The sequence below is a fragment of the Paenibacillus sp. 276b genome (genome assembly GCF_900107875.1).
Classification (GTDB): Bacteria; Bacillota; Bacilli; order Paenibacillales; family Paenibacillaceae; genus Paenibacillus; species Paenibacillus marchantiae.
In genome coordinates this window covers 54,293-72,493 of the sequence record NZ_FNRR01000010.1, presented here as the reverse complement: position 1 = coordinate 72,493, position 18,201 = coordinate 54,293, and the positions used below count along the sequence as shown (strand labels likewise).

Below are 18,201 nucleotides of genomic sequence, written 5' to 3'. Positions count from 1 at the left end.
CCAGTAGAAGAATGGGGAACGGTCGTTACTGTATATATCTCTTGGATTACTTTAAATTTGCGTTTTGGGCGCAAGTTCAATGGCGGAACGGATGGCGGCCAGCATGCTTTTGTCATCGGCGATGTTTTTGCCTGCGATGTCAAAGGCTGTTCCATGGTCTACAGAAGTACGGATAATGCCGCCTTTGAGACCCACCGTAATGTTCACGCCTTCTTCAATGCCCATGACCTTAATTGGTGCATGTCCTTGGTCGTGATAACAAGCCACAACGATATCAAAATCGCCACGTCCAGCGCGGAAGAATAACGTGTCCGCCGGAAGTGGACCAACGACGTTAATGCCTTCCTTTTGTGCACGTTCGATGCCGGGCTGCAGTTTTTCTTCCTCTTCACCATTACCGAACAGTCCGTTCTCACCTGCATGCGGGTTAATACCGCAAACAGCTACACGCGGATTTTCGAAGCCAGCTTTTTTCAAAGTATCATGAGCCAGTTTAACCACAGTGTATGTTCTTTCCGGGTTGATGCTGGCAATGGCATCAATCAGACCCATATGCGTCGTAAGGTGAATCACTCGCAGATTGGGTGTAGTCAGCATCATGGAGAAATCCTCGGTATCGGTCAAATCAGCCAAAATCTCGGTGTGACCTGGATACAAGTGCCCACCTAGGTGCAGGGCTTCCTTGTTCAGAGGCGCTGTGCAGATGGAGTGAATTTGCTGTTTTTTCGCTAGATCAATAGCCTTCGCCAGAAACTGAAATGCTGCATCTCCCGCAACGGCAGATACTTTTCCATATTCCAGATCTGCAGGAATGAGATCCAAATCAATAATGTCCACAGTACCGAATTCATACTTGGCTTCGGATGGTTCATGAATAGCATTTACCTTCAGGCTCGATCCGATGACAGGCAGGACACGCTCCAATATTTTTGCATCGCCAATGACGAGTGGATTGCAATTGTTGTAGACCTCCTGATGGCCCAATGCTTTCATGATGATCTCGGGTCCAATACCTGCTGCATCGCCCATTGTAATTCCTACGGTTGGTTTCATACGGTAACTCCTCCTTTTAATTTTTCTATTGCATGGATGAAGACGTCGGGCTTGCCGAACCCGCCCGCTTTGGTAATTACGTGCAAATCCTCAATTCCAATAAATTTCGATATCGGTACACCAATTTCAAGCTCATCAAGCAGCTCAAAACCGCTGATATTCCACTTCATACAAATTTGTTTAGCTGTATCTCCGCCCGTCATAGATACACCTTTGAAATACCCATTCTCCAGCAGCTTGGCGCAGATTTCACCTATGGCCCGTACAATTTCATTGCTGACCTCGGTGTGATTAAGTCCTCTGACTTCACCCGTAGCACGTGCTAGTTCAATATCTACCTGTTCGGCGGTTGAATAGAGGACAACGTCATTGCCTTCTACGGCTTTGGCCATCACTTCCTCATACACACGATCGATTTCTTGCTCACGATCTGCTGCACCCGATACGGCTTTGAACGAGTGGAACGGGATGGATGATACGTCGGTTTTCTGTAGCAACAGCTTGAGCTGCTCACGAGAGTTTTTGTTCACACTCCCTACAACGGTGAGGATCGGACCTGGATTTGCCGGAATGGTCAATTCCGCAGATTTTGCTCCCAAGCCGTAATGAGTGGGAAGATAGTTCGCAATTCCCGCCGATCCTGCCCAGGCAAATGAATAATCAAGCTTGCTGGTGATGCTTAGAACCTGCTCCAAATGCTGTTCATCTGTCGAGTCGACGAGGATATAGGGAATGCCGTTTGCCTTAAAGGTTTCCAGTTGCGTCTTCATATGATCTGTACCCGATTCAAGATCACTCACCGTAATCTCGCCCACTTCATACTTGGTCTGAAGCTTGAGCAAATCCGGAAGATATGAAAGAGTGACAGGTGTCTTCGGATCATTCGCAATCTCGGTATCGGCCAGTGGAACCCCGTTCAGATAATGCGTGCCATTAAGAATGGTGCGATTGTTCTTGGGATAGCCTGGGGCGATCATCATAAAATCGGGCTTGACCACATCATACAAAGCGTCGATCTCGATCCCGATGTTTCCGCGCATGGTTGAATCCATTTTTTTGAAAATGGTGCCAAATCCGTTCTTTAACAGCAGTTCGGCTGCTCGACTAACCCGCTGATACGCATCCTCCGGTGTGATGGAACGGCTGTCGGTATCAAACACGACCGCATCGTAATTACGAATGTTATTTTCGTCCATGTTGAATAGTACGCTTGTCTTTAATCCATGACGGGCAAGCTGCACCCCGCTGTCATTGGCGCCGGTCAAATCATCTGCAATAATGGCTAATTTCATGCAGTCATCCCTCCTTGAAAATCAAAAATTAAATATAAGTCCGGTCAGCTAAATTCAATGCATTTATGTGGACGGTCTTTGATTGTATTTCTCGACACCGCCTGATTTCTCCAGCCTTTTGGAGAGGAATCCGATGAAGATCGGCAGTAGAATGGCAGTCGTCACAACACTCGCAGCAATTTGTACTGTAGCAATCTCGGCAATCGGGGCAAATGAAGCATTGGCAGCCACGATGGCAGCAGGTGTACCTACAGCGTTACCGGCTGTGGAACCTTCCGAAGCTCCGACAATGGGATTCCAGCCAATGGCTTTGAAGAGCAGGTAGCCGACGCCGCCAGTAATCAATACAGTAATTACACCCAGCATGATGCCGCTAAGTCCGCCTTGAATGATGGACGAGAAGTTGATGCCCATACCGAGTGAAAAGGCGAAGAATGGAACGAGCTTATCGCTGCCTTTGTGCAGCCATTCAGCAAGGTTGCGATCCAGGTTACCGATAACAACACCGACGATCAGTGGAAGCAGTACGGCTACAAAAGCCATCGGGGAGAACATGCCGTTGGCAAAGCCCATCGCACCGAAAATGGAAAGAGCAACCATGGTGAGGAACGGTCCATCGCTGAGCGCGAGGAACGGATAAGCCGCTTTGTCATCTTCTTTGCCGTATTGTCCGGCCAGGGCGATGTACAGTCCACCATTGGAATTCGTCATTGCAGCGATAATGGCAAGCGGTGCCAAACCAAGGAATAAACCATTGGAATCCGCAAAATAGATGGCGATCAAACCTAATACTGCACCAACTGCCCACTTGAACACAAGCAAGGTAACGCCTTTACCAACCGAAGAACCGGCCGTCTTGAACGTAATTTGCGTACCAGCAATCAACAGGAACAGGGCGATCAATGTGCTTGAGCTATTTACGAACAGGGCTTCCGTGAAACCCCCGATTCGCAAAGCATTCGGAAAGAATGTGTTAATGGTTGCACCGAGCAACAGGGGAACAACCATCATACCGCCAGGAATACGATCTAATGTTGCTTTAATGTTCATAGTAGTGGCTCCTTATGAAGTAATCGTTTTTATAAAGCGTTTGCAGGGATTATGTTATCTCATATTGTTTATTTTAGCAACACTTAATTATTGTAAATTTTAAGTAATAGTTATAAGTGTTTAATTATGCAACACATATAATCGTAAAAAAAGCGTAAACCTAAAGTTACTCTTTAAGTTTACGCCATAACGTGGCACGGTTAATCCCTAAGCGTTCGGCCGCCTTGGATTGATTATTGTTTTCCTCATGTAGAACGAGTTGAATAATTTCTTTTTCGATCTCTTTCAGCGTACCACTGAGTTTCATCGTATTGGATGAGGGTTGTTCACCGAGCAGATGTGATAAGGTCTCGGCTGAGATCACGTAGTCCTGTTCATTCAGTGCAGCCTGTTTGATTACATGTCTCAACTGGTTTACAGTCATATGCGGAACTTGATCCTTAACTAGCTGCAACGCGTCCTCTTTCATCTTCACCGCAACTGTCCCATACTTCTGGTAGTAATCGCTGAGGAAGTGCTGGATCAGTGGCGCAAGATCCTCCTGCCTGTCCACAAGGCTCGGCATAATGATCGTATTCAGCTCGACATCCAGCGTTTTATTAGGATTCAATCCCTGTTCCCCCAGGATGAATACCCCGATCTGCCTCTGTAGACAGGTCTGAATGAATGAGATCAACTCCTCATCTTTCGAACCATTTTCCAAAAGATTAATTTCTACGTTTCGCACTTTGGAAAGTGGAATTTTGTGCAAATGTCCTGGAGGAACCTGGGCAAGATCGATTTGGAGCATCAGCCCACCGCTGGAGTACATTTGATGAATATGTTTTACCAGAAAAGACTTGCCCGAATCCGCTTCGCCTAGCAGATAAATGGGTTCATGGTTCTCGTAAAGCGCCCGGATATTCTTCAATACGGCCTGCATGGCAGGGGATTCGGCAACAATCGGCTCCATGGATATATCGGTATATGCCGTTATGCCGAATTGTGCAAAAGCATAAGGCTGTCCTTTTTCAAGGGAGTATACTTTATAGGTTTTTTTACTTAACGTCGTTTCGTAGGCCGTCACCGTAAGCTGGTAATCATCCACGATGAACACATTTTGAACTTGGGATTGATGGAAATCCAGGTTGGTATTGGTGAGGTAAATCTGATTATCGGTAAGCGGATTCTGCTCAAAATCAGTTAAATTCTCGAATACAACTTCGTTCTGGTCGTCCAAGATCATGAGATTTGGATGCTCCTGGGTAACCAGGTTGTTCAGTATGATGGATATCGCGTGATTTTTGCTCAAGTACCGATATACCAACTGTGCATCTTCAAGCGCTCTGAGGATGGATTCCTTGCCAGACTGGATCAGCAATCCTTCCATTCCATAGGTTTTGGCTGTATTCACGGTGATAACATCGCCAACAATCTGACGATACCCTGACGCTTTCAGCTCCAGCAGCAGCCTTGCCACATCCTCGGAGCTGCGTATGGTATACACCTTTAAAGGCAGTTCCATCAGATCGATAATCGACTGTGCCCCTGAAGTAATGTTGGCAAAGCCAACAATAGCGGTTTGGCCGTTGAACTGGCTTGCCAGCGTTAGCGAACGAATCATGTCATATCCGGATAACTGCACATCAATGACGGGAATGGTTACGGCTTCCTTGATTAGTTGGGCAGTACCGCCGCGGCTAATCATAATCTCCGCTCCGTTTCGTTCAGCCTGAGCCGCCAATTCGGCGCCTTTCATCAGGTCGCCCACCTCATATTGAATGGCTAACTGGGGGAATAGAGGAATACATTCTTCTATAATAGTGGTCATGGATTCGTAAGGAGCGATAATATGAACTCGTGTACGCATAATTTTCCTGCCTTTTATAAAAATCATTCATGGTTCCTGCTGGTACATCAGACCAGAGGGCTTTCCTTATTATAGCCAACTTGCAGAGGAATGGCATCCCTGGCTCCTGACGGACAGGGAATATCCCTTAACCATCAGCAATGGTTATTGTTGCAGTGGCAGTAAATGAAACCTTCAACCTCATATTCATGTATTATAGTACATATGAACTGATCGAAGGAGGAACGGATGATGGGAATCTTATCGAGGTTTAGGGACGTGATGAAAGCGAATGTGAACCATGTGCTGGCTCGGTCGCAAAATCCGGAGAAGACGGTGAATGAATATATGCGGAGCTTGAGCAGTGATTTGGGTCAGGTGAAGGCAGAGACGGCTGCGGTTCTCTCGGATGAGAGCCGGGCGAAGAGAGCTCTGGACGAATGCAGCGCAGAGGTTAAGAAATTACAGCGGTATGCAGAGAAATCTGCGGAGTCCGGTGATGAAGACAAGGCACGGGGTTTTCTGGAAAAGAAGGCATCGCACACTGTGAAACGGAATGAATTACAGGCTGCCTATGATCGGGCTTCTGCCAAAGCCAAAATGATGAAGCATATGCACGAGAAGCTGGTTGCGGATATGGGGCAATTGGAAGCTCGGCATTCCGAGGTGAAGGGAAGAATGGCCGCTGCCAATGCGCAACAACAGGCCAATGAACGGAACGCCTCCGCTACCAATGCGAATGCTGCTTTGAAGGCGATGGAAGACAAAGCGAATCAGGCACTTAACGAAGCTGAGGCGTTGGCTGAACTTCGTGCTGGGGCACAGGAAGATGATCTGGATGTACTCATTGCGCAGTTGGAGCAGCAAATGAATGCCGAAGCGGGTAATAATGCACAGGTGACGCCGAGTCCAGAGGAAGAGCTTGCAGCAATTCAGAAGAAATTGGAAGATAAATAATGATATATATCATGTAGTACATTTCGTTAAACATTGAGGTGAGCAAATGCCGGTAATCGAGTACAAATGTCCCAACTGCGGCAGTGGAATGCTTTTTGACAGTGCAACTGGAGCGTTATCCTGCCCCAGCTGCGGACGACAGGATAATATCGAACAGATCCCCGATCCGCTGAAGAAACAGGTGTTCACGGAGAATGAGGTCAAGGAGTACCACTGTAACAGCTGCGGCGCGGATATTGTGACTGAGCCGGAGACAAGTGCAACGACATGCAGCTTCTGTGGAGCTGCCGTTGTTCTGAGTGATCGACTGACGGGAGATCTGGCACCGGCCATGGTCTTACCCTTTTCGATCAGTAAGGATGAGGCCCAGCAGGCGTTCAAAAAGTGGTGCAGAAACGGCTTGCTGACTCCTAGCGGCTTCATGACAGCTGACCGGGTCAAGAGCATTACCGGGATTTACGTGCCCTTCTGGTTATATGAGTTACATAACAAAATCGAAGTTCATGGCCGTGGCACAAAAATCAGAACCTACACGCAGGGTGATTATCATTATACGGAAACCCAGCATTTCGATATTTACCGGAGAATCCGGCTGAATTATGTAAATCTGCCCATCGATGCTTCGGAGAAAATGAAAGATGAACTGATGGATAAGCTGGAGCCATTTCCGTATAACCAGTTAAAGCTTTTCAAAACCCCGTATCTCGCCGGGTACATTGCGGAAAAATATAGTTATACCGATGATGAACTATACCCGCGCGCCAAGGAAAAAACGAGCTCTTATATCGATTCTTATATTGCATCAACGGTTTCAGGTTATAACAGTGTCAGTTACACAGATAAACAGATTGATACTACGTTAAAAAATGCAGACTATGTGCTGCTCCCGGTATGGATGGTTTACTATGACTACAATCGTTCGCAGTATACCTTTGCCATGAATGGTCAGACAGGTAAAGTGGTGGGTAAACCGCCTATTAGCAAAGCTAAAGTTGCCGGATGGTTTGCAGGGATTTCAGCCGTTTCTTTGTTGTCATTGAAACTGGTCTCCTGGATGATGGGAGGTGGATTCCTGTGAGAAAAAGAAAACATCTGGCATGGATGGCAGCACTCATTTTATTGGTGATTACTCTCGTTTCTCCATTGATTCCAATGTCAGTGGTATCGGCAGCAGACAGCAAAAACCTGATTTACGATGAAGCTAATCTGTTGAACGAGCAGGAGAAAAGTGAACTGAACGCATTGGCGAATGAGTATGGGGCAGAGAGGCAGACGGATTTTGTTATTTATACCTCAAATAATGAGGAGCAAAAGAGTGAAATACTGCTCACTGAGGATTTTTACGATGATCAGGGGCTTGGTTACGATAAGGCTCATGGCAATGCAGTTATTTTGACAATTGATATGTATAACCGGAAGATGTATCTTGCTGGTTTTTATAAAGGGAAAGAGTATATCGACAACGGCAGAGCAGATAAAATCACAGCTAAGATTGCACCAGATGTAACGGACGGTAATTATAAACTGGCTTTTGAAAAGTATATCAAGCTGTCCTACGAATATATGGGAATTAGACCGGGAGTAAATCCTGATAATATCCTCTTCAATATTTGGTTCCAACTTGCTGCGTCAGTAGCGATTGGAGGTATTGCTGTTGGGGTAATGGCCTATCGTTCCGGTGGGCGAGTTACAGTCAATCGTGCTACTTATGAGGATTCAAGTACTTCCAGTGTGATCGATCGTCAGGATCGGTATATCCGTACTACCGTAACCAAACGCAAAATTGAGAAGAACAACAATAACGGTGGCGGAGGAGGAGGCGGGGGCGGAGGTACCAGCCGAGGCGGTCATTCACACAGTGGTAGCAGCAGATCTTTCTAAGATACGAAGTAAGACCAAATAGAAGGGATGGGAACGAGTATGGGATTTTTCAAAAATCAATTTTCGAATGTGGTGGAATGGGAAGAGTTCAGAGATGATATGATTTTCTGGAAGTGGAGTAACCGTGAGATCAAGAAGGGAAGTAAATTGATTATCCGTTCGGGGCAGGATGCGATCTTCCTGAATAACGGCAAGGTGGAAGGGATTTTTGAGGATGAGGGCTCATTTAATATTGATTCCGAGATCATTCCGTTTCTGTCTACCTTAAAAGGCTTCAAATTCGGATTCAACAGCGGCATGCGGGTCGAAGTGCTGTTTGTGAATACGAAGGAGTTTACGGTTCGATGGGGTACGCAAAGTCCGGTATTGATTCCAACTCCTCAACTTCCAGGTGGAATGCCGGTTCGTGCGAATGGTACGTTTAATTTTAAAGTGAGTGATTATGTTACATTGATCGATAAAATCGCGGGTATCAAGCAGAGCTATCTGGTCGAGGATGTCAAAATCCGGATTACGTCTGTGCTGGATCAGTTGCTAATGAAATGGATTAGCCGTGAGGGTAAGGACATGTTCAACCTGCAGGCGAATGCCTCGGATATTGCCAAAGGTATTCAGGAAGATCTGGATATGCAAATGATGGACATCGGAATCGGAATTACAGGCTTCCAGGTGATGAGCTTCAATTATCCGCAGGAGATCCAGGATATGATTACGAAGACGGCTTCACATGAAATGATCGGCAATTTGCAAAAATATCAGCAGGTCAGCATGACTGATGGTATCTCATCCGGTAAAGTTAAGGGTGGCGGCGCTGCTTCGGATATGGCGGGCATGATGATGGGCATGAACATGGCAAATGAAATGATGAAGAACATGAATCAGAACCAGAACAACCAGAATCAGAATTCGGATCAAAAGCCTGCGGCTAATCAAAACAGCGATGCAGGTGCATCTTCTTCGTCTGGAGACAATAAAAAGCCGAATTTCTGTCCGAACTGTGGCGCTAAGAATGAAGGAGCAAATTTCTGTCCAAACTGTGGTCAGAAGTTGGGTTAACCTATATCTAAATATAAGAAGGGCTTACTCTAAGGTCAAACTTTGGAGTAGGCCCTTTTTTCAATCTATTTTAAATGGGAGAAAACGGTTGACAACGGATCATAAATCATTTATCTTTAAATTAAGATATTTAATTTGAATATAAATCACAGCGAGAAAAACAAATATCTTAATTCCGATTTACAAGGAGAGATCAAGATGATGATTCCAACATTGACCAGAATAAATGAACTTTCAAGAAAAGCCAAAGTCGCAGGGTTGACGGATATGGAGAAAGCGGAACAAATTCGTCTGCGCCAGGAATATCTGCAAACCTTTCGCGGTTCGATCAACGATATTCTGCTGAATGTAACCATCTATGATCCGAACGGCGATGACGTCACTCCGGATAAACTGAAACAGGAACAGGCCCAACAAAATAATAACTGAATCAGCTCGGTTAATTATCTTAATATTAAGATAATATAAATGATCTATAACCTAGGAGGAAATGATGATGACCATTCAAACTGCAGGTATTCACCATATTACAGCTTTTGCGGGAGATCCGCAGGCCAATGTCGACTTTTATGCTGGAGTTCTGGGACTACGTCTTGTGAAAAAAACGATTAACTTCGATGCACCAGACGTTTACCATCTGTACTTTGGGGATGAGAACGGAAGTCCGGGTACCATTATCACATTCTTCCCATCAGCCGGATCACCGCGAGGCAAAATTGGTGGCGGTCAGGTCGGCATCACCTCATATGTGATTCCACCTGGGACTATTGGCTTCTGGCAGGATCGGCTGGAGCAGTATAACATTGAGGTAACCAAAACAAGTCGTTTTAACGAAGAGCTGCTGCAATTCGAAGACAGTGAGGGCTTGCGTCTGGAACTGGTTGAACGTGAAGAGGGCCCAGCCAGCACCTGGGTGCATGAAGGCATTCCAGCGGACAAAGCCATCAAAGGATTTGGAGGTGCCGTGCTGTTCAGCGTCAATCCGCAGAGAACGATGGATGCGCTGGACAAAATACTCGGATTCACCAAAGTAGATGAAGATGAGGAGTATGTACGTTTCCGGTCCTTCGGAGATATCGGCAATATCGTGGATGTTCCTGTCACCCGGATGGCTTTGGGGGCAGGCGGAGCAGGGACGGTCCACCATATTGCGTGGCGTGCCAAAGATTTTGCAGAACACGAGCAGTGGAGAGAAGCTGTACAACAGTACGGCTATCAGCCAACCCCAGTTCGGGACCGTCAATATTTTAACGCAATCTATTTCAGAGAAGCTGGCGGAATCTTGTTCGAAATTGCTACCGATCCTCCTGGATTCGCGAAAGATGAGCCAGCGGAGTCGCTCGGACAGAAACTCATGCTGCCTGAGTGGTTTGAGCCATATCGTGCCCAAATTGAAGGCAATTTGCAGCCGATCCAAGTAAGAACGTTAGAGCCTTCGCATTCTATGATGGCACGTTAAACAAGAGGCAAGAATAAGCAATCTTTTTGATAAGAGTTTAACCAAAAGGAGCATTGAAGGATGATGGAGAAAAAGGTTACCTGGCTGGAGTTGTTCTATGATTTGCTTTTTGTAGCAGCGGTCTCCAAAGCGGGGCATGTCCTGCTGCATGCCGAACACGGCGTGATTTCGTTTGAATATCTGATGAAATTCGTTTTGATTTTTATTCCTGTCTGGTGGGCATGGGTCGGTCAGACCCTATTCATTAACCGTTATGGTCAGGATATCTTCATCCATCGAGTCTTTCTTATCCTTCAACTCCTGTCTGTTCTGGTGATGACGGCGAGTCTCTCGGTTGATTTTGATCAATACTATCTTCCTTTCTTTGCGGGTTATATCGGTTCGAGGGCATTGACAGCCATTCAATATTTTATGATTCATAATTCCAAAAGCGAACATCAACAAAAAGCCGCTCGTTATCTGGGCGTATGCTTCATCATCGGCATATTGATCTCAACAGGTTCCCTGTTCTTTGATTCATGGCTGCGATATGCGATTTTGTACGTGGGAATTGCCGTGGATATCATTCTCCCGCTCATCGGACGCAAAAATCTGGTGAAGGTTCCGATACACACGCATCATTTATTGGAACGTTTCGCTCTGTTCACTCTCATCCTGCTGGGTGAGTCGGTCGTCAGTATCATTGCCGTGCTGCAAATGGATCACTGGGATGTACGATCTGTTCTGTTCGCGGCGTTTACATCCATATTCGTGATTGCGATGTGGTGGCAGTATTTTGATAATGTTGAGAAAAAGGTCAGCAAAGAGATCCAGACCGCCGGGCAAGCGATCATATACGGCCATCTGTTCATCTATATATCCATGAGCATGATTGCCGCTTCTATTCAACTGTTATACCTGGATGAACTCAATTATGGTTTCATGTTAGCCTTTGTTTTTGGTTCAGTTCTGCTGTATTTTCTGTCCACCTCGCTGGTATTCCACCGATACAGGCATGCTCATCTGCGGTTACGTCCGCGTCACTTGGTGTTTATGCTGGGGATAATGGCCGCGTTTATCGTTGTGGATCTGATCTATCGGGTGCCTAATTATGCTATCGTGGGAGAGAACATGGTGTTCTTCCTTGTCTATGCCAAATTAACGACATAATGCATAGGTCGCACAAGAATAAAAGTCACGAACGAATGACGTTCGTGGCTTTTTAAGTTGGATAATCGTAAAATCATGTCCACTGTGAGAAAAAACGTTTAACCTGATTTATTTTCTACTATAGAATCTGTTAATATGAGACTAGATACAAGTGAATCTACCAGATTAACGAATATATATATAGTGATTCGTGGGTATGGAGATGACAATCAGGAGGGAAATCATTGAGCACACATCAAATCGGAGTTCCATTGGAAGGGTTTGCAGAGTTTAGCCGCACGGTTGCCGCTGAAGGCGCAGTGCTTTTGAAGAATGAAGGACAGGCTCTTCCGATTCGTAAAGACGAAAACGTTTCAGTGTTTGGACGGATTCAAGTCAACTATTATCGCAGTGGTACAGGCTCAGGCGGCAGCGTTCATGTGGCGTATACAACCAATTTGCTGGATGGTCTGCGTAGCAAAAAAGGACTTAAAGTTAATGAAGAATTGGCAGCTGTCTATGAAAAATGGATTGAAGAAAACCCGTTTGATGACGGTGGAAAAGTATGGGCAGCAGAGCCTTGGAATCAGAAAGAAATGCCTTTAACGCATGAAGTGGTATCCCAAGCCAGAAGTAAATCCAGCAAAGCAATCGTGGTGATTGGACGAACAGCAGGCGAAGATCAGGATAATGTGGATGCACCAGGCAGCTACCGGTTGACGGAAGATGAGAAAGCGATGCTGAAGCAGGTCACGAATCATTTTGAACAAACAATCGTCGTGTTGAATGTATCGAACATCATGGACATGAGCTGGTTGAATGATGAAATTTACGTTCATCCGATCCAAAGTGTCATTTACTCGTGGCATGGCGGTATGGAGGGTGGTAATGCGATCGCCGATGTACTGGCCGGAGACGTTACACCAAGTGGTAAATTAACGGATACGATTGCGTATTCCATTGAAGATTATCCTTCCACAAGCAATTATGGCAATGAGTTTAAGAACCTTTATCAAGAAGATATCTACGTAGGCTATCGTTATTTCGAAACGTTTCGACCTGAAAAAGTACAATTTGAATTTGGATACGGCTTGTCCTATACCACGTTCACAACCAAGGCAGAAGACGCAAAATTGATCTCCCAAGACGGAGAAAATAGCATTAAGGTGAATGTAACCGTAACCAATACGGGCACGACCTATGCCGGTAAAGAAGTAGTGCAGATCTATTATGAAGCCCCACAAGGTCAATTAGGGAAACCTGCAAAAGCTCTGGTGGCATTCGGCAAAACGAATCTGCTTCAGCCAGGTGAGTCTCAGCGCCTGACCGTGAGCTTCCCTGTGGATTCCATGGCTTCCTATGATGATGCTGGCGTAACAGGACATGCATCGGCGTATGTACTTGAGCCAGGAACATATCGTTTGTACGTAGGAACCAGTGTCAAAAATGTGGAGCATGTCAGCATTGATGGCCAAGATGGCTACGTCGTAGAAACGATTCAACTCGTGGAACAGCTCCAGGAGGCAATGGCACCGACTGAAGGCTTTACGAGAATGAAGCCGGGAGCGCGCAAAGAAGACGGATCTTACGAGCTGATTTTTGCAGATGTACCGACGCGCCAAGTATCCATGGCTGAACGAATTGAACAATGCTTACCGCAAACGCTGGAGCAAACGGGCAATCAGGGCTACAAGCTGAGAGATGTGAAGGATGGCAAAGTCAGCCTGGAAGCATTTATTGCCCAACTGAGTGATCAGGATCTGGCAGCCATTGTAAGAGGCGAAGGTATGAGCAGCCCGCTCGTTACATCGGGTACAGCTTCCGCATTTGGCGGCGTGAGTGACAGTCTGTTCAATTACGGAATCCCTGTTGCATGTACTGCAGATGGTCCATCCGGTATTCGTATGGATAGCGGGGAGAAGGCTACACAAGTTTCCATTGGAACTTTGCTGGCCGCAACATGGAATGCAGAACTTGTCGAAGAGCTGTATGTGATGGAAGGTCAGGAATTGCTGAGAAATCAGGTGGATGCATTGCTCGGGCCTGGATTGAATATTCGCCGGAGTCCGATGAATGGACGTAACTTTGAGTATTTCTCAGAAGATCCGTTGATTTCTGGTGTATTTGCTGCTGCTTGCACAAAAGGAATCATGAAGGGTGGCTCTAATGCTACACTGAAACATTTCGCCTGCAACAATCAGGAGAAACATCGCAGTAAAGTGGATGCTGTTGTATCTGAACGTGCATTGCGTGAGATCTATCTGAAAGGGTTCGAGATTGCCGTGAAAGAAGGCGGTGCGAACTCGATCATGACCTCCTACAATCCGATTAATGGACATTGGGCGGCTTCGAACTACGATCTGAACACGACCATTCTTCGTGGGGAGTGGGGCTTCCAAGGTATCGTGATGACCGACTGGTGGGCTATTATGAACGATGGCGTTGAAGGTGGACCAGCAGATCGGAAAAACACCAACTGGATGGTTCGCGCTCAAAACGATCTGTACATGGTTGTACCTAACTATGGCGCAGAAATCAACGGCTGGGATGATAACACGATCGAATCTCTGGAAAATGGGACGTTGACACGCGGAGAGCTTCAGCGCTCGGCTATGAATATTTGTGAGTTCATCATGAATGCACCTGTCTTCTCCAGAAAACATGAGATTGTAGAGAATGTCGCTTCATTCCAAGCGAATGCTTCACTTTCCTCAGAGCAGGCACAAGCGCTGGCTGATAATGCACAGGTCAAACCCGTTGTGGGCGAACCTGTCTACATGAAAGTGGATGAAGCAGGTCAATATCGGATTATTGTACAGATCATGTCTCCTGAGCCGGAACTGGCACAAAGTGCATGTAATGTGATTCTCAATGATCAATTGATGACAACCATTCAAACCAATGGTACTGAAGGTAAGTGGATCAGACAGAAACTTGTCAAAGTGGAGCTGGAAGCAGGCTTGTACGAATTGAAGCTGGACTTCACCAAACCAGGTCTGCAGATCGACTGGATCGAATTCAAACAAGTGTAACGCAGGATCGTCTGATCTGTTGTAACTGAACATGACGACTGTTATGATTGTGTTATGAGATCCGGAATTTCTGAACAATCTGGTCAGGAGTGTTGCGAAGGATGAGAAGGTATAATTTTTGGAGCCCCATTCTGCTAATTGCGGTTGCGCTGATTGTCAGAGGCCTGGTTACCAATCTGGGCGTTCTGTTCGGCATGTCGCATGATGCAGCAAGTAATATCGCAATTGTTGCCATGTTGATTGCTGCACTGATCATGTTTAATCGAATGACAAAGGCAAAGCGAAAATGAACATATAATATTCGATATCGATCAAGAGAGAGGCACCCTTAGGGGTGTCTTTTTTGTGTATTGACGTTTCATTCATAACGTCTTAGACTGTTTATGAATAAAACAATAACATTTTTATGATAACGAAAATAACAAATGTGATTACTCCAATGGCTAACCCATCATTTTCCGAAAGGAGACCCATTCATGAAGGTTATGGCGGCATGGTTTGCAGGCAAGCATGAAAAGGCAATGGATGTGGTGAGCAGGATGTGGGGACAGCAGGAGGGTTCGTGGATCGTTCCGCTGAGATTGGTAGAGTCTTCGTGGCACAGGGATCGAATTGCAATCAGGCAGCTGACTTTCAACGACAGATGAACATAATTAAGGACCGCTGGAGATGCTGTGCTCTGTCGGTCCTTTATGGCATTTGACGGAAAGCGGACAGAGAACCGGCATGAGAGGAGAGGAATCCAGTAAATACAACCGATTGGGTGAAGGCAGCAGCACAGGTCGTGCCATCAGAACGTCAGCTGAAATGGCAGGAGATGGAGTTCTATGCATTTATTCATTTTACCATGAATACGTTTACAGATCAGGAGTGGGGAACGGGAAATGAAGATCCCGATATCTTTAACCCTTCTCATCTGAGTGCCCGGCAATGGGTTCAGGCGTGCAAATCTGCCGGTATGACCGGATTAATTCTCACATGCAAGCATCACGACGGGTTTTGTTTGTGGCCAAGCCAGTACACGAAACATACGGTAGCCGCCAGCCCTTGGCGAAATGGTGCGGGTGATCTGGTGAAAGAAGTTGCCGATGCCTGCCGTGAAGGCGGGTTGAAGTTCGGTATCTATCTGTCTCCTTGGGACCGTCATGAAGCATCCTACGGAGATTCAGAGCGATACAACGAATTTTTCGAAAATCAGCTGCGTGAGCTGTTAACCCAATATGGTGAAATTTTCTGCGTGTGGTTCGACGGAGCTTGCGGAGAGGGGCCGAATGGGAAAAGGCAGGTCTACGATTGGGATTCCTATTATGCGCTGATCCGGGAGTTGCAGCCAGAGGCTGTAATCTCGGTATGTGGACCGGATGTTCGCTGGTGCGGCAATGAGGCAGGTCATACCCGGACTTCGGAATGGAGCGTCGTACCTGCCTACTTGCAAGATAATGAGAAGATCCAGGAGCAATCGCAGCAGGTGGATGATGGTGAGTTTGCCAGCAGAATTAATACACAGGATGCCGATTTGGGGAGTCGGGAAGTGATCCGGCAGCATGAGGGCAAGCTCATCTGGTATCCCGCAGAAGTGAATACATCCATCCGTCCGGGTTGGTTCTATCATGCAAGCGAGGACGATCAAGTCAAATCGCTGGAGGAACTGCTTGGCATCTATGATGGAGCGGTTGGCGGCAACGCCAATTTTCTACTAAACCTTCCACCAGATCGACGCGGCCTTATTCACGAACAGGATGTTGAGCGGCTGCAGCAGCTCGGAGACTTTTTGTGCGGTACTTATCGGCAAAGTTTGGCTGTTGGGGCGAGAATTCACGCATCGGATACCATGGGTGATGAACATGTGGCTACCCAGGTATTGCTTGAGGAATCTGATACGTTCTGGTGCCCATCTGAAGGAGCTGAACTGGCTTGGCTGGAGATAGAACTGCCGGAGGAAAAGCAGTTCGACCGAGTCGTTCTCATGGAGCATATCCGTTCAGGCCAACGAATTGAGCGGTTTACGCTGGAGGCAAAGGGTGAGGGTGGGGATTGGCAGGAGCTGTATCGCGGCACGATTGTTGGTCACAAACAAATCTGTAGTTTCGAACCTTTTACCGCCAGAACTATTCGTCTGGCCATTCATGAATCCAGATGGTATCCAACGTTGTCCTGGCTGGGTGTATATCTGAGCAAACAAGAGGTGCATGAAGCTGGCGATTGAGCCGTAACATTTGTAGATAAGCCGATTTTGGATTCATCCCATGGAAAATAGAGTAGCAAACGATTATTGGTAATTGTATGATCTTATGGAAAAAGGTATATGTAAGGTAGAGCCACACACCAGCAGGAGAGGATGAGAGGATATGAAAGTAGGACTCAGCACATACAGTCTGCAACAGGCATTGGATGCCAAGGAACTGACTGTACCCGACGCCATCCGTTACATCGCCGAGCAGGGCGGAGAACATGTGGAGATTGTTCCGATCGGGTACAGCCTGATCGACCAACCGGAATTAATTAACCAGATTCGAGAGGCTGCGCAAGACGTGGGAATTGATATTTCCAATTACGCAATAGGTGCCAACTTCGTTACAGGAGAAGGCCCGGATGCACTTGAAAATGAGATTGCTGCTGTCATGAAGCATGTGGATGTCGCTGCCGCACTTGGCGTTACGAGAATGCGCCATGATGTTGCGTTTCGTCCTGCACAGGAGGGCACTGTCGCTCAGTTTGAGGCGGATCTGCCTGTTCTGGTGAAGGCCTGTCAGCGAATTGCCGATTACGCAGCGAGTCACGGCATTACCACAAGTGTGGAGAATCATGGTTACTATGTGCAGTCCAGTGAGCGAGTCCGGCGGTTGGTGCATGAGACGGCACGTGAGAACTTCAAGACAACGCTGGATATCGGCAACTTCCTGTGTGTGGATGAAGACCCGGTTAGCGCTGTTAAAAACAACATTCCTTATGCATCCATGGTGCACGCCAAAGATTTCTATCGGAGACCTTCCTACCGTAATCCCGGAGAGGGCTGGTTCCAGACCGCACACGGCAATTACCTGCGCGGAGCGATTGTGGGTCACGGGGATATCGACATGCCGGAAGTATTCCGTGTGTTGAAGCAGTCCGGTTACGACGGATACATCTCTGTAGAATTTGAAGGTATGGAAAATTGCAAAACAGCATCCCGAATCGCGATGGATAACGTCCGCCGCTTCTGGGAGGAAGCATAAGCAGCTACTTACTACTATATAAGTCGAATCAATTTTTATATGTAAGGCTGAAGTAACAGAGGTGAAGTTTGGAACTGTAGGAGCGGTAGCGTCCGCCTTTGTCTGCGGATTTCAACTGCTGAGAGCAGTTGATACAAGAAATCTGTAGACAGCAGCGGCCGAAAGTCCAAACATTCACCGTAGTTACGTTAAGCCGATTATCATATGTTTTGAATCAACTGATATGACCATCATTCAACTTATTATGGAG

Annotated in this window: 16 protein-coding genes; 12 read left to right on the top strand and 4 right to left on the bottom strand. The window is 46.6% G+C overall.

Annotation, left to right across the window (positions count from 1 at the left end):
* Positions 1-51 precede the first annotated feature (51 nt).
* The 4 genes from pdxA to BLV50_RS29485 form a co-directional block, all read right to left on the bottom strand.
* Positions 52-1,053, bottom strand: coding sequence for a 4-hydroxythreonine-4-phosphate dehydrogenase PdxA (pdxA, locus tag BLV50_RS29500; protein ID WP_090811499.1), 1,002 nt, complete (start codon positions 1,051-1,053; stop codon positions 52-54).
* The gene (locus tag BLV50_RS29495; RefSeq protein WP_090811496.1) at positions 1,050-2,345 is read right to left on the bottom strand and encodes a four-carbon acid sugar kinase family protein; all 1,296 of its coding nucleotides are present in this window, start codon (positions 2,343-2,345) and stop codon (positions 1,050-1,052) included. Before BLV50_RS29495 ends, pdxA begins: the two co-directional genes overlap by 4 nt.
* 63 nt (positions 2,346-2,408) lie before the next feature.
* Positions 2,409-3,395 carry a 2-keto-3-deoxygluconate permease gene (locus tag BLV50_RS29490; RefSeq protein ID WP_063566472.1) on the bottom strand — a complete coding sequence of 329 codons (987 nt, stop codon included), beginning with the start codon at positions 3,393-3,395 and terminating at the stop codon, positions 2,409-2,411.
* A 166-nt stretch (positions 3,396-3,561) separates the two neighbouring features.
* Positions 3,562-5,244, bottom strand: coding sequence for a sigma-54-dependent transcriptional regulator (locus tag BLV50_RS29485; protein WP_090811704.1), 1,683 nt, complete (start codon positions 5,242-5,244; stop codon positions 3,562-3,564).
* A gap of 231 nt (positions 5,245-5,475) precedes the next feature.
* Here BLV50_RS29485 and BLV50_RS29480 point away from each other — a divergent pair, with 231 nt between their 5' ends.
* From BLV50_RS29480 to BLV50_RS29430, 12 genes are all read left to right on the top strand, one after another.
* The gene (locus BLV50_RS29480) at positions 5,476-6,180 is read left to right on the top strand and encodes a PspA/IM30 family protein (RefSeq protein ID WP_177031305.1); all 705 of its coding nucleotides are present in this window, start codon (positions 5,476-5,478) and stop codon (positions 6,178-6,180) included.
* 46 nt (positions 6,181-6,226) lie between these two features.
* Complete coding sequence (locus BLV50_RS29475; protein ID WP_090811492.1) at positions 6,227-7,258, top strand: TFIIB-type zinc ribbon-containing protein; 1,032 nt, start codon at positions 6,227-6,229, stop codon at positions 7,256-7,258.
* A 23-nt stretch (positions 7,259-7,281) separates the two neighbouring features.
* Positions 7,282-8,061 (top strand): TPM domain-containing protein, encoded by a 780-nt coding sequence (locus tag BLV50_RS29470; protein WP_177031304.1) that lies wholly within the window; start codon positions 7,282-7,284, stop codon positions 8,059-8,061.
* 39 nt (positions 8,062-8,100) lie between these two features.
* Positions 8,101-9,117, top strand: coding sequence for an SPFH domain-containing protein (locus BLV50_RS29465; RefSeq protein ID WP_063566468.1), 1,017 nt, complete (start codon positions 8,101-8,103; stop codon positions 9,115-9,117).
* Positions 9,118-9,318: 201 nt separating this feature from the next.
* Positions 9,319-9,546: a DUF896 domain-containing protein gene (locus tag BLV50_RS29460; RefSeq protein ID WP_090811702.1), complete on the top strand. Its 228-nt coding sequence runs from the start codon at positions 9,319-9,321 to the stop codon at positions 9,544-9,546.
* A gap of 67 nt (positions 9,547-9,613) precedes the next feature.
* Entirely contained in the window at positions 9,614-10,576 is a 963-nt protein-coding gene (locus BLV50_RS29455; protein ID WP_072735784.1) for a ring-cleaving dioxygenase, read from the top strand.
* Between the two features lie 60 nt (positions 10,577-10,636).
* Entirely contained in the window at positions 10,637-11,725 is a 1,089-nt protein-coding gene (locus BLV50_RS29450; protein ID WP_063566466.1) for a low temperature requirement protein A, read from the top strand.
* Between the two features lie 224 nt (positions 11,726-11,949).
* Entirely contained in the window at positions 11,950-14,736 is a 2,787-nt protein-coding gene (locus tag BLV50_RS29445; protein ID WP_090811488.1) for a glycoside hydrolase family 3 C-terminal domain-containing protein, read from the top strand.
* 101 nt (positions 14,737-14,837) lie between these two features.
* On the top strand, positions 14,838-15,026 hold the full coding sequence (locus tag BLV50_RS29440; protein WP_024629467.1) for a hypothetical protein: 189 nt from the start codon (positions 14,838-14,840) through the stop codon (positions 15,024-15,026).
* Between the two features lie 186 nt (positions 15,027-15,212).
* A complete protein-coding gene (locus tag BLV50_RS32990) occupies positions 15,213-15,383 on the top strand; it encodes a hypothetical protein (RefSeq protein ID WP_161490621.1) in 171 nt (56 codons plus the stop codon).
* Positions 15,384-15,553: 170 nt separating this feature from the next.
* On the top strand, positions 15,554-16,942 hold the full coding sequence (locus BLV50_RS29435) for an alpha-L-fucosidase (RefSeq protein WP_083584911.1): 1,389 nt from the start codon (positions 15,554-15,556) through the stop codon (positions 16,940-16,942).
* Between the two features lie 142 nt (positions 16,943-17,084).
* On the top strand, positions 17,085-17,951 hold the full coding sequence (locus BLV50_RS29430; protein WP_063566463.1) for a sugar phosphate isomerase/epimerase family protein: 867 nt from the start codon (positions 17,085-17,087) through the stop codon (positions 17,949-17,951).
* Positions 17,952-18,201 lie beyond the last annotated feature (250 nt).

Excerpts from the sequence above, each read along its gene's own strand:
- pdxA (WP_090811499.1), bottom strand. The coding sequence starts at position 1,053 with ATGAAACCAACCGTAGGAATTACAATGGGCGATGCAGCAGGTATTGGA.
- BLV50_RS29495 (WP_090811496.1), bottom strand. The coding sequence starts at position 2,345 with ATGAAATTAGCCATTATTGCAGATGATTTGACCGGCGCCAATGACAGC.
- BLV50_RS29490 (WP_063566472.1), bottom strand. The coding sequence starts at position 3,395 with ATGAACATTAAAGCAACATTAGATCGTATTCCTGGCGGTATGATGGTT.
- BLV50_RS29485 (WP_090811704.1), bottom strand. The coding sequence starts at position 5,244 with ATGCGTACACGAGTTCATATTATCGCTCCTTACGAATCCATGACCACT.
- BLV50_RS29480 (WP_177031305.1), top strand. The coding sequence starts at position 5,476 with ATGGGAATCTTATCGAGGTTTAGGGACGTGATGAAAGCGAATGTGAAC.
- BLV50_RS29475 (WP_090811492.1), top strand. The coding sequence starts at position 6,227 with ATGCCGGTAATCGAGTACAAATGTCCCAACTGCGGCAGTGGAATGCTT.
- BLV50_RS29470 (WP_177031304.1), top strand. The coding sequence starts at position 7,282 with ATGGCAGCACTCATTTTATTGGTGATTACTCTCGTTTCTCCATTGATT.
- BLV50_RS29465 (WP_063566468.1), top strand. The coding sequence starts at position 8,101 with ATGGGATTTTTCAAAAATCAATTTTCGAATGTGGTGGAATGGGAAGAG.
- BLV50_RS29460 (WP_090811702.1), top strand. The coding sequence starts at position 9,319 with ATGATTCCAACATTGACCAGAATAAATGAACTTTCAAGAAAAGCCAAA.
- BLV50_RS29455 (WP_072735784.1), top strand. The coding sequence starts at position 9,614 with ATGACCATTCAAACTGCAGGTATTCACCATATTACAGCTTTTGCGGGA.
- BLV50_RS29450 (WP_063566466.1), top strand. The coding sequence starts at position 10,637 with ATGATGGAGAAAAAGGTTACCTGGCTGGAGTTGTTCTATGATTTGCTT.
- BLV50_RS29440 (WP_024629467.1), top strand. The coding sequence starts at position 14,838 with ATGAGAAGGTATAATTTTTGGAGCCCCATTCTGCTAATTGCGGTTGCG.
- BLV50_RS32990 (WP_161490621.1), top strand. The coding sequence starts at position 15,213 with ATGAAGGTTATGGCGGCATGGTTTGCAGGCAAGCATGAAAAGGCAATG.
- BLV50_RS29435 (WP_083584911.1), top strand. The coding sequence starts at position 15,554 with ATGGAGTTCTATGCATTTATTCATTTTACCATGAATACGTTTACAGAT.
- BLV50_RS29430 (WP_063566463.1), top strand. The coding sequence starts at position 17,085 with ATGAAAGTAGGACTCAGCACATACAGTCTGCAACAGGCATTGGATGCC.